11 protein-coding genes are annotated in these 11,055 nt (G+C 65.4%); 3 read left to right on the top strand and 8 right to left on the bottom strand.

Going from position 1 to position 11,055, the window contains the following annotated elements:
- The 4 genes from EOA79_RS24510 to EOA79_RS24525 form a co-directional block, all read right to left on the bottom strand.
- Positions 1-1,114, bottom strand: a 1,114-nt coding sequence (locus tag EOA79_RS24510; protein WP_128293378.1) for a hypothetical protein, incomplete at its 3' end; no start/stop codon positions are given.
- 36 nt (positions 1,115-1,150) lie between these two features.
- A complete protein-coding gene (locus EOA79_RS24515) occupies positions 1,151-2,161 on the bottom strand; it encodes a succinylglutamate desuccinylase/aspartoacylase family protein (protein ID WP_095826089.1) in 1,011 nt (336 codons plus the stop codon).
- Between the two features lie 9 nt (positions 2,162-2,170).
- Complete coding sequence (locus EOA79_RS24520) at positions 2,171-2,515, bottom strand: RidA family protein (protein WP_095826090.1); 345 nt, start codon at positions 2,513-2,515, stop codon at positions 2,171-2,173.
- Positions 2,516-2,549: 34 nt separating this feature from the next.
- Positions 2,550-3,872: an alanine racemase gene (locus EOA79_RS24525; protein ID WP_095826091.1), complete on the bottom strand. Its 1,323-nt coding sequence runs from the start codon at positions 3,870-3,872 to the stop codon at positions 2,550-2,552.
- 68 nt (positions 3,873-3,940) lie between these two features.
- Here EOA79_RS24525 and EOA79_RS24530 point away from each other — a divergent pair, with 68 nt between their 5' ends.
- Positions 3,941-4,882, top strand: coding sequence for an amidohydrolase family protein (locus EOA79_RS24530; protein ID WP_095826092.1), 942 nt, complete (start codon positions 3,941-3,943; stop codon positions 4,880-4,882).
- Here the strand turns inward: EOA79_RS24530 and EOA79_RS24535 are convergent.
- From EOA79_RS24535 to EOA79_RS24550, 4 genes are read right to left on the bottom strand one after another with little or no spacing between them, the layout of a single operon-like run.
- Complete coding sequence (locus EOA79_RS24535) at positions 4,856-5,827, bottom strand: ABC transporter permease (protein WP_095826093.1); 972 nt, start codon at positions 5,825-5,827, stop codon at positions 4,856-4,858. The two genes, EOA79_RS24530 and EOA79_RS24535, sit on opposite strands and share 27 nt — an antisense overlap.
- The gene (locus tag EOA79_RS24540; RefSeq protein WP_095826094.1) at positions 5,824-6,789 is read right to left on the bottom strand and encodes an ABC transporter permease; all 966 of its coding nucleotides are present in this window, start codon (positions 6,787-6,789) and stop codon (positions 5,824-5,826) included. The genes EOA79_RS24535 and EOA79_RS24540 overlap by 4 nt, the downstream gene beginning before the upstream one ends.
- The gene (locus EOA79_RS24545; protein ID WP_095826095.1) at positions 6,786-8,285 is read right to left on the bottom strand and encodes a sugar ABC transporter ATP-binding protein; all 1,500 of its coding nucleotides are present in this window, start codon (positions 8,283-8,285) and stop codon (positions 6,786-6,788) included. The genes EOA79_RS24540 and EOA79_RS24545 overlap by 4 nt, the downstream gene beginning before the upstream one ends.
- A gap of 22 nt (positions 8,286-8,307) precedes the next feature.
- Entirely contained in the window at positions 8,308-9,360 is a 1,053-nt protein-coding gene (locus EOA79_RS24550; protein ID WP_095802192.1) for an ABC transporter substrate-binding protein, read from the bottom strand.
- Positions 9,361-9,599: 239 nt separating this feature from the next.
- On the opposite strand from EOA79_RS24550, the gene EOA79_RS24555 reads away from it, so the two are divergent.
- Both EOA79_RS24555 and EOA79_RS24560 read left to right on the top strand, forming a co-directional pair.
- On the top strand, positions 9,600-10,400 hold the full coding sequence (locus EOA79_RS24555) for an IclR family transcriptional regulator (RefSeq protein WP_095826096.1): 801 nt from the start codon (positions 9,600-9,602) through the stop codon (positions 10,398-10,400).
- A gap of 80 nt (positions 10,401-10,480) precedes the next feature.
- A partial coding sequence (locus tag EOA79_RS24560; RefSeq protein ID WP_164893934.1) for a DMT family transporter occupies positions 10,481-11,055 on the top strand: 575 nt, incomplete at its 3' end.

The following is an 11,055-nucleotide window of genomic DNA, read 5'->3' on the forward strand; positions in this document are numbered from 1 at the left end:
AATTGATGCCATCGACATCAGTTGTCCGCGCCGGGCTGACCTTCGCCGCTAGCAACTGCGGACCCGCCATTTCCGGGTAGAAAAGCCGGTAGCCGGTGCCGAGAAATTTGCCGGCGCCGAGCGCGGCGCGGCCGTCCGTCACCAGGCTTGCGACATCCTCGGCCTGCATGTCATAGGCGCACAGGATCGCCCCGTCGCAGACCTTGCCGACAGCCGCCAGATCGCAGCCGCCCAGCCAGCCTTCCTTGAGGTCGATGATGAGGACCTTGGTGACCGGATGCGCCACCTCGCGCAGCTCGGCGATCAGACTGGTCACCGGCTCGAAGCGCCAGACCAGATAGGCGTGTAGCTCCGGCCATGGCCCGAAAACCTCGAGTCCGCTCGCTGGAAAGCTGGGGAAGCGCCGCTCCGGCACTGCGCGCTCGCAGGTCTCGACAATCCATTGCCGGACGAGCGCTCGCGCCGGTTCGGCGTTGACCCCGGCTTTGGCTGCGCGATCGACACAGGAGGGACAGAAGCACAGCGACAGCAGGAAATCCTCCTCGGGCGTGAGGCCGACGCCGTCCTTTTCGTGATGGTACTCATGGGCAAATCCCATGAAGGAAGGGCTTTCGAGTTCGATCCTGTCCGGTTTGTAGCCGTGCGAGATGTCCGCAACCAGCGCCCGGACATAGGCGCGCGCGTCGGGATGCGAGGGACAGAGATTGTAATAGTTGGGATCGCCGAAGGCGTTGCGAGTGACCGCCTCGGGATGAAGCATGCCGAGGCGGGTGTTGTGCAGGCACACCGTCCAGCAAGAGACCCCGGGGCCGCCCTGTTCCCGCCGGCGGACGAGTTGGCCAAGCACGTCGCCGCCTTCGCTGATCACATCCGCGACCTTGGGCTGGATGGCGAGGTCGGCCCATCGCGCCGCTGACGGCTTGAAATAGATGGTGCCATCCTCTGGAAAATAGGCTTTTCGCCGCGGGCTACGCGGCTGCAGGAAGCGACCGGCATGATAGGAGGTGGCCAGGCTGATCATGTTGAGGCCGGCGCGCTGGACAATATCGCGCTCGACCGTCTCCAGGCCGAGATCCTGAATGTCCCAGGGATAGGTCCACATCGAAAGCTGCATGCTCATCTTCGGTTCTTCGTCCCTTCCGGGCCGGCGTCAGCCTTCGACCGGCTCGGCCACTTGCATCAGGCAGTCGCCCGCCTCGCACATGGTGTGCAGCCGGCGCGACAGCACGATGCCGCTTTCGGAGAAACGTATCGCCTCCTCGGCAAGCTCCAGCCGTTCGAGATCGTGATACCATCCCGCCAGCTGGCCAGCACTGACGCTGTCGCCGAGGCGGACCGCAGGCTCGAACCAGCCGCGCCGCGTCGAGTAGATGCCCTGGCTGTGCCTCGACAGCGAAAGCAACCGCGTCGGCTTCGCCGGCTCTGCGTCCGATGTGAGCACCGGCGCCGCGACCACGCCCAGCTCGACCATCAGGCGATCGAGCGCGCGAGCGGTAAGCGTCATCGAATTGACGGTAGCGGTTCCGCCGCCGCCGAATTCGCCGCTGACGCCGATGGCGCCAGCCCGGCGCGCGGCACCCATCGAGGTCGGCGAGGCCTGGCCGTTGTCTGCGACGAAGCCGAACGGCATCCCGAGCGCGCGCATTAGCTCGACACCCCGCCGATGGCGCTCGGCATCGGCATTGCGCTCGACCAGCGCCGTCGGCAGATGCTCCATCGAGGTGCCGCCCGAATGGATGTCGAAGACGACATCGTGACGGGAAAACAGTTCCGTTTCCAGGAAATGGGCGAGCCGACTGGTCGGCGTGCCCGTCGGATCGCCCGGGAACGCGCGGTTGAGGTTGCCGCCGTCCAGCGGCGAGCAGCGCTTGGCGGCCATAACCGCCGGCGCATTCGCCATCGGCAGGATTGTGATGCGACCGCTGATTGCGGCCGGATCGAGCCGGCGGATCAGCTTGGCCAGCGACAGCTCGCCCTCATACTCGTCGCCGTGGTTGCCAGCCATCAGCAGCAGTGAGGGACCCTTCCCGTTGCGAATGGTGCAGATCGGTACCTTGACCTGGAAATAGGGTGAGCGGTCGACCGAGAACGGAATGCTGAGATAGCCGTGCGTTTTGCCTTCGCGGTCGAAATCGAGCGTGTGGACAAGGCCGGTATGCATGCTGTCCTCTCAGGCGGCCGCGACGGCGGTGACTTCGATGCGCAGGTCCGGGTCGGCCAGACGCGCTTCGACGCAGGCGCGTGCCGGCAGGCGCTCGGGATCCACCCAGGCATCGTAGATCTTGTTCATCGCGTCGAAATCGCCGATCTGCGGCAGGAAGATGTTGACCGCCACGAGCTTCGACTTGCTGCTGCCGGCCTCATGCAGCAGCGCCTCGACTTTGGCCAGAACATCGCTGGTCTGCGCTTCGATGCCCCCCTTGCGGTCGTTGGCGACCTGGCCGGCTATATGCACCATGCCGCCATACACCACCGCCTGCGACATGCGAGAGCCGGACTGGAAGTATTTGATCATCTCGGATCCTTTCGAGTTCTTTTTGGAGGCCTGGTCAGCCGAAATAGGTCGGAAAGACATGGGCCACACGACCGGTCTCATCCACGCCGAAAATAACGCGATAGCGGTCGAGGCAGGTGCAGGGATGCGAAATGCCGAATTCGATGACGTCGCCGACCGCGATGTCGTCGCCAGGCTGGAGAGCCAGGAAGGCATGCTGATCGTTGAGCTTGACTACCTGCGATTTCTCAGGTGAAGCCGGCAGCGGCTCGCCCGAACGATACACCCTGAGCGGCTTGGGAAAACCCTGGTCGAAGGAGACGTCGCGCATGCCCATGCCGCAAATGACGAGATCAGGTTCCGGCCGCGAAAGCACTTCGGCCCAGACACGCAGGACCGGACGGAAAGAATTGCGCGCCGAGGCGGTGGCGCCGCCGAGCTCGAAACCGCTGCGGCTGTCGACCGCGCCAAGCGATCGGTCATAGACGCCGTGGTCGTGGAAGAAGATGGCACCGCTGCGCAGCACCAGCGTCGCCTTGCCGTCCTGTTCGACCAGCGGCGAAAGCGCCGCCACCACCCTGTCGAAGAAGACCGACCCGCCGGCCGTCACGACCAGGGGAGCCTCGCCGCCGAGGCGAGCGCGGAGCCTGAGGAACATGTCGCCCACCGATGCCAGCAGCGCAGAGACCGCTTCATCGGTGCGCAGCGGATCAGGTTGAGCGGCAGCGCCTTCATAGGTGCCGACGCCGGCAATGCGCAGCCGTCCGCCGGTCGCAACGGCATCGGCGATTGCCTCGGCCTCGGCCGTGGTTCGTGCGCCCGCCCTCGCCGCGCCGAGCTCGACCAGGACACGCAACGGCGGGAGATCGGCAGCTGCCCGCCACGCATTCGCCAGTGCCCGCACAGCCGCGACCGAGTCGGCGAAGACATAGAGCTCGGCATCCGGCCACGCGCCAGTCAGTTTCGCGAGCCGGCCTGCACCACCGGCGCCGCCGACCTCGTTGGCAATGATCAGTCTCGAGAGACCCGCCTTCAGCATCACCGTTGCCTGCCTTATATCGGCGACCGTCGTGCCCCAGGCACCGGCCTTGACCAGCGAATGGGCGAGATCCGGCGCCATCGGCGTCTTGGCATGCGGCGCGACCGCAGCGCCCTGCTCGCGCGCATAACGCAGGAACAAGTCGCGATTTGAGGCGAAGGCCGCTTCGTCAAGGGTGAGCAGCGGCAGCGACATGCGGCCATCGGCCGGATGCCAGCCTTGCTGTCCGGCCAGGCTGGAATCCAATCCGGACGTGCCGGGGGGCACGCCACGGATACGATCGTCGAGCATGAAATTTTCATGCACGACAAGCGATTGGGCCGGTGTGTTCTCGCTCATCCGATGCTAACCCTTCCGTCGCCGAACAATGGCTCAACCGATTGCCGGCCAAGGCCTGAGGGAACCGCGTGCCAAATCCCTACTCCGGACCCATCATCGACGCCCATCACCATCTCTGGGATCTCAGCCTCGGCCGCCATCCCTGGCTGACCGCCTCTGCCGGCGAACGCGGCGGCCTCGGCGAGCTTGATGCCTTGCGCCGCAACTATCTGCCTGAGGATTATCTGCGCGACGCCGCCCGGCACCATGTCGTCGCCAGCGTCCATGTCGAAGCCGGCTGGGCGAGCGACGACAGCGTCGGCGAGACCCGCTGGCTCGAGACGCTCGACAAGTCGTGCGGCGTAGCGGCGCGCTACGTCGTCCATGTGCCGTTGGCGAGCCACAACGCGGCGGAGTTGATCGAGGCGCAGGCCGCGTTCGACCGCGTCATCGGCATACGCGACATTCTGAGCTGGGACCCTGATCCCGCCCGCCGCTTCGCCGCTCGCGACGGCATAATGGACGATCCCGCCTGGCGCGCCGGCCTTGGCTCGCTCGCCCGGTACGGGCTCTCCTTCGACCTGATGGTGTTTCCACGCCAACTGGCCGAGGCAGCGCACCTCGCCGCGGCCTTTCCCGACCAGCAATTCGTCCTCAACCATTGCGGCAGCCCGATCGACCGTGATCCCGAAGGCTTGCAGAGATGGCGAGACGGGCTGCGGCGGCTGGCCGAGCGCGACAACGTCGCCATCAAGATCTCCGACCTGGTCGCTTACGATCATGACTGGACGCTCGAAAGTCTGCGGCCGATCGTTCTGCATTGCATCGACTGCTTCGGCATGAAGCGCGCCATGTTCGGCTCCGACTTCCCGGTCGCCGGCCTGCACGCCTCGTTCGATGAGGTATATGACAGCTTCAAGGTCATCACCGCCGATCTTTCCCGGGATGAGCAGGCGGCGCTGTTCTTTGGCAACGCCGCTCGCATCTATCGCCTGGACGCCGGGTCATCGCCGGGCTTGCTCCCTGCCTGAGAGCAGCAGCAGCCCGAGGATGAGCGAACCGAACAGGATGCTGCGCCAGCCGGGCGATGCATTGACCACGGTGATCAGCGCAGTGATCGTCACCAGCAGGACGGCTCCCGGGATGGTGCCGGCATAGGTGCCGAGCCCGCCGAGGATCGAGGTGCCGCCAAGCACCACTGCGGCGATCGAGGCGAGCAGATAAGGATCGCCGATCCCGACATAGCCCTGCCCGTTCATGCCGAGCACCAGCACGCCCGCGAGCCCCGCCGTGAATCCGCTGATGCCGTAGACAGCCAATGTCGTGGAAGTGATCGGCACGCCCGACAGCGAAGCCGCAAGCGGATTGGCGCCCATGGCGAAGATGCGGGCGCCGAAAGGCGTTGCATGCATCAGTGTCAGCACGAGCACGGAAACCGCGATCCATAGCAGGATGCCAGCCGGGATGCCGGCCGGCCGCGCATTGCCAAGCCAATGAACCAGCGGGTTCTCGGCGGTGACGGCACTGCCGCCGGCAATGATGATCAGCAGACCCTGCAGGAATGTCGCCATGGCCAGCGTCATGATCATCGGATGGACGCGCAGCAGCGCCACCCCTAACCCGTTGACCACGCCGATAGCTGTGGTCAGCGCAAGCACCGCGAGCACGGAGGCAAGGCCGGTCGGATCGGCCTGCCATGACAGCAGCGGCAGGCTGATGGCGCTGACGGTGACGATCGCTGCCACCGAGAGATCGATCCCGCCGGCGATCACCACGAAGGTCTGCCCGGCCGCCACGAGGCCGATCACCGCGCCAAGTTCTACCAGGTAGCGCAGATGTCCGTAGGCGCCGAAGCCGCGCGATGCGATGCTCGCCGCAATCCAGACTGCGACGACGATGGCAAGGGTGAGGAACGGTCGGCTGGTGAGGATCGCCCTGGCGCGTCTGCCGCCGGGGCTATCGGTCCACGCTGTCATTGCTGCACCTTGCGGAATTGCGGGATGGCGACCGCGCCGATGATGATCAGCCCTTGCGCGACATACTGCGCTACCGGGGTGAAGCCGAGGAAGAACATCACGCTAATCATCAGGCTGAGCAGCAGGCTGCCGGCGAGCGCGCCTCGCATGGTGCCCTGCCCGCCGAGAAAGCCAATGCCGCCAAGCACGGCAGCGGCAATGGAATTGAGCGTGAAGGCGGTGCCGATGACCGGATCGCCAGAGCCCGTTTGCGCGGCGACGAACAGCCCGGCGCCGGTCGACAAGAGGCCGCTGATCGCATAGGCGGCCACACGCGCCGCGTCGACCGGCACACCGGAACGGTAAGCCCCGACCGGATTCTCGCCGGCGGCATAGAGGCTCAATCCAAGCGGCGTGGCGAGATAGAGCTTCCACAGCAGGACGACCACCACCAGCAGCACGAACGCCGCTGGCGTGTCGCCGGCAAGCAGGTCGGACAGCCAAGCCGGGATGGAGCCGCCAGGCCTCGGCAGGATCAGCAGTGCGGCGCCACCGATGATGAACGAGCCGGCGAGCGTCACCACGATCGCCGGCAGGCGCAGCCTGACCACGATGAAGCCGGTCGCGGCGCCAATGCCGAGCCCGGCAAGCGCCACGGCGGCCGCGCCGCCGGCGACGCCCAGCGGTCCGCCCATGCTGGTCGCGGCAATGACCGCGCCGAGGCTGACGGTCGCGCCGATCGCAAGGCTGATGCCGCCGGTGAGCATGAGGATCGCCTGCGCCATCGCCACCAGCGCCAGCGGGAACCAGCTCTGGGTGAACTTGGCAAAGCCGGAGACCGTGAACAGGCCCGGAAAAAGCACGGCATAAGCGATGAGAAACGCCAGCACCACCAGGAAGAGGCTGCGAACGCCGATGTTGCGGCGCGCCTGCACCTGCCAGTAGAGCGCGCCGTCGGCTCTCGCGGATGGAATGATGCTCATGCCGCCACCTTCCGCCTCTCTGCACCCATCGCCGCCGACACGATGGCTTCCTCGCTCAGCGCGGCACGCTCGAGCATCCTGGCGACCCGGCCTTCACGAACCACCGCGACGCGGTCGCATAGATGCACCAGTTCCGGCGTATCGGAACTGAGCAGCACGACCGCCTTGCCAGCGGCGGCGAAGGCGCGAAGCATCAGATAGATTTCGCGCTTGGTCTCGACGTCGACGCCACGCGTCGGATCGTTGAGCAGCAGCACCAGCGGATCGTGCGGCATCCACTTCGCCAGCGCGACCTTCTGCTGATTACCGCCCGACAAGGCCTGCGCCGGACGCTGCAGGTCGCCCTTGATGGAAAGCTGGGCGGCGAGATCCCTTCCCTTCTGGCGTTCAGCCTTGCGGCTGCGCAGCTTCAACGACGAAAGTCTTGCGAGGGAAGGCAACATCATGTTGGTGATGATCGGATGAATAAGGTGGAGGCCCTCGCGCTTACGGTCGGCTGGCACATAGGCGAGCCCCAGCGCGTTGGCTTTCGGCACATTACCCGGCAGGCCCGACACGCCGTTTACCGTCGCCGAAACCGTCCTCGCCGGGATGGCCCCATAAAGACCGAGCAGCAGATCCTCCTGCCCCTGACCGACCAGGCCGCCTATGCCCAGCACCTCGCCGGTCCCGATGTCGAGGTCGACGTCGTGCATCAGGCCGACCGAGAAGCCGCGGACCGAGATGGCGGCGCCGGGCGATATCGACGGCTGCCATTTCGGAAAGAGATCGCCGGGGTCGCGCCCGACCATCAGGCGCACCAATCCAGTCGCATCGGTTCCCTCCAGCGGCCGGTCGGCCGTGCAGGCGCCGTCCTTCAGCACCGTCACATGCTGGCAGAGCGCCATCACCTCGTTGAGCCGGTGCGAGATGTAGAGAATGGCCACGCCTTCTCCACGCAGCCGTCCCAAAAGGTCGGTGAGGATTTTCGTTTCCGTCGCCGAGAGCGACGAGGTCGGCTCGTCGAGGATGAGCACGCGCGGCCGGCGATAGAGAGCCTTGGCGATCTCCACCATCTGCCGTCGCCCGAGAGATAGATTCCCAACCGGTGTCGACAACGGCTCGTCGAGGCCGACGAGTTTGCATGCCGCCTTCGCCCGCGCGGCAAGCTCCTTGTAGTCGACCAGCCCGAAGCGCTTGGGATAGGCGCCGATGCCGATGTTCTCGGCTATCGAAAGGCTGGCCGTCAGGCTGAGCTCTTGCTGCACGACGGCGATGCCGGCCTGTCGCGCGAGCGCTGGCGTCATGCGTGCCACGGCACGCCCATCGACCTCGATGGTCCCGCTGTCCGGGCGCAAGGCGCCCGACAGGAGGTTGATCAAGGTCGACTTTCCGGCGCCGTTCTCGCCGAGCAGCGCATGCACGCGGCCCGGTTGGAGAGCGATGGAAACGTCGCGCAGGACGGGGTTGCCGAAGAACGCCTTCGACACCCCCCGCGCGGCAAGGAGCGGAGCCATGGTCAATGCTGCGACCCTTCGCCTACTTCTGCGCCAGCAGCTTCTTGAACAGCTCCTCATCGTAGGGCGAATAGATGTAGCCGTCAGCCGGGAAATCTTTCGCCCGGGCGAGGTATTGATCGATGTTGGAATTGTCGATGACCGGCAGCGGAATCTTGACGAAGGCCGGCACGTCCTTGCCCTCCAGCGCCTGGACCGCGGTGTAGGTGGCAAAGGCGCCGAGCCAGTTCGGCTGCATGGTCGCCCAGCTCTTCAGGCCCTTTTCCTTCCACAGCTCGAGGAACTGGCGCGCATTCTCGCCGGTGATCGGCACCTGGTCGCGGCCCTGCTTGTCGAGCGCGAGCACCGCACCGGCCGAGAGCGCGCCGCCGAGCGACAGGATGCCGTCGATCTCGGGATTGGCGAACAGCAGGCTGGTGACGGCTTCCTGGGCCGGCGCGACATTGTACGGCGTGTTGGTCTCGGCGAGGATTTTCACGTCGGGGTGGGCCTTGAGCTCGGCATCGGCGCCCTTGCGGCGGTCGTCGCTGACCGAAACGCCGGCCGGGCCGTTGAGGATGAGGATCTTGCCCTTGCCGCCGATGGCGTCAATCAGGAACTTCGCAGCCTGGTCGCCCCACTGCGAGGAATCCGTGTTGACCTTGGCCGTCACCTGGTCGGTATCGACCAGGCTGTCGAAGTTGATGATCGCGATACCCTTGGCGCAGGCATCCGCGATCACACGCGCCGGAGCGGTCGAGGAACCGGCGATCAGGATGATGGCGTCGACATTGGAATCGATCATCGACTGGATCTGCTGGATCTGCACATTGGCGTCGCCCTGGGCGTCGGTCACGACCAGCTTGTCGACCAGCCCCTGCTTCTTGAGCGCCTCGACCTCGGCTTCGATCGTGCCCTGGGTCTGCTTCATCCAGGTCGGCACGGAATAGATGTTGGCCCAGCCGATCGTATACGGCGCCTTGCGGTCGCCCTTGATGCACTTCGCGGCCGCATCGGCCTGCGAGCCGACACCGACGGCCAGGACGAGACCGAGGCAAAAGGCGCTGACGGATGCGAAAAACGATGACTTCTTCATGACAGTTCCCCTTCTGTAGCTCTTGTCCGGACGTGCGGAGTCGGGACGGCGAAACACCGCGGTTGCCGCGTCGCGGAAACCGCTCGTTCGTCGGCTGGACTTCTTCTGCCCGGCTCGTTAGTTTATCCGATATTCCAGACAACATGTCTGTATATCGGACAGACGGGATGCTAGACTGAGCCTTGACATCTTTCAAGCGTCTTGAGACGAGAGCCGAAAATGATTTTTGAGCGGCTGGCATGAGCGAAGGCGCAACTGGTTTGATCGAGGCAGGCGCCGGGGCACAACCGCAGGCCGGCGAGCGCCGCCGCGGCATCGACCGCGTCATCATGCTGCTCGAGGCCCTGCTGAAGCATCGCGCGCCGATGCGCATCGGCGACATCGCAAAGATGATCAACGCACCCCGTTCGACGACCTATGAGATCGTCAACAGCCTGCTCGAAGCCGAGATGCTCGAAAATGTCGGGTCCGAGGGCTACGTCTATTTCGGGCGGGCGATGCACTTGTTCGGATGGGCGTACTCGCATCACAACGCACACTATCGCCGCATCCTTGAAACGCTGGACAGGATGGCGGCCGAGACCGGTGAGACCGTTCAGCTCTGTGGTCTGCGCGGCAACAAGTATGTCGTTCTCGATTGCCGGGATTCTCCCGGCCCTTTCCGCATCTCGAGCGATGTCGGCGTCGAGGTGCCGATCCCCTGGACGGCGTCGGGGCGGCTGCTGGTCGGCCATATGCAGGAGAGGGAACTCAAGAATTTCATTCCTGCCGCCGACTACGAACTCCCCGACGGTCGGGTCATTGCTCCCGACGAATTCTTCGCCGATGTCGACCTGGCTCGCCGGCAGGGCTTCAGCGAGACCTCGGCGCTCGCCGACCGTTTCACCTGGTGCATGGCGGCTCCCATCCGCGACAGCCACGGCGCCATCAAGACGACGCTTTGCTTTGTGCTGCCGGTCGATACGCCGGAGCCGCGTCGCAACCAGTTGCTTGAGCTGCTGCGCGAGCGCGCCCGCGCACTGTCGCTCGCCGGAAGCTGAGCCGGAATGCGGCCGTCTGGCCCAGTCGAATGCCGCGACTACCGGTTGCGGCACAACGACGGTCTTGCGACATAGCGCCAATGGCGTCCGCTCCCTCGATCACCAAGGCCGCGCTCTGGATGGCGCTGTCGATCGCCTCGTTCCTGGCGATGTCGGTCGCTGGCCGTACCGCGACGGCCGCGCTCAATGTCTTCCAGGTGCTGGAGCTGCGCTCGGTGATCGGCTTCTTCATCCTGCTGCCGCTGGTGCTGACGGGCGGCGGCTTTAGGGCGATGCGCACCCAGCGCCCGCTCGCCCACATCGCCCGCAACGTCGTCCACTATGCCGGCCAGGCCGCCTGGCTCTATGCGCTGACCTTGATTCCGCTGGCCGTGCTGATCTCGATCGAGTTCACGACCCCGATCTGGACGGCGATCCTGGCGGTGAGCTTTCTCGGCGAAAGGCTGTCGCGGGCCAGGCTGACGGCAATCGTGCTGGGGCTGATCGGCGTGGTGATAATCGTGCGTCCCGGCGTCGGCTCGGTCGATCCCGGGCATCTCGTCGTGCTGGGAGCCGCAATGTGCTTCGGCGTCTCGGTGGTCATGGTCAAGTCGCTGACGCGAACCGACAGCGTCGTACGCATCATCTTCTGGATGCTGATCATTCAGTCCGTGGT

The organism is Mesorhizobium sp. M1A.F.Ca.IN.020.03.2.1 (genome assembly GCF_004023205.1).
In the GTDB taxonomy this organism is placed as follows: domain Bacteria; phylum Pseudomonadota; class Alphaproteobacteria; order Rhizobiales; family Rhizobiaceae; genus Mesorhizobium.

What these genes read in the sequence shown, in the direction of transcription:
- EOA79_RS24515 (WP_095826089.1), bottom strand. Translation starts at nt 2,161, where the DNA reads ATGCATACCGGCCTTGTCCACACGCTCGATTTCGACCGCGAAGGCAAA.
- EOA79_RS24520 (WP_095826090.1), bottom strand. Translation starts at nt 2,515, where the DNA reads ATGATCAAATACTTCCAGTCCGGCTCTCGCATGTCGCAGGCGGTGGTG.
- EOA79_RS24525 (WP_095826091.1), bottom strand. Translation starts at nt 3,872, where the DNA reads ATGAGCGAGAACACACCGGCCCAATCGCTTGTCGTGCATGAAAATTTC.
- EOA79_RS24535 (WP_095826093.1), bottom strand. Translation starts at nt 5,827, where the DNA reads ATGACAGCGTGGACCGATAGCCCCGGCGGCAGACGCGCCAGGGCGATC.
- EOA79_RS24540 (WP_095826094.1), bottom strand. Translation starts at nt 6,789, where the DNA reads ATGAGCATCATTCCATCCGCGAGAGCCGACGGCGCGCTCTACTGGCAG.
- EOA79_RS24545 (WP_095826095.1), bottom strand. Translation starts at nt 8,285, where the DNA reads ATGGCTCCGCTCCTTGCCGCGCGGGGGGTGTCGAAGGCGTTCTTCGGC.
- EOA79_RS24550 (WP_095802192.1), bottom strand. Translation starts at nt 9,360, where the DNA reads ATGAAGAAGTCATCGTTTTTCGCATCCGTCAGCGCCTTTTGCCTCGGT.
- EOA79_RS24555 (WP_095826096.1), top strand. Translation starts at nt 9,600, where the DNA reads ATGAGCGAAGGCGCAACTGGTTTGATCGAGGCAGGCGCCGGGGCACAA.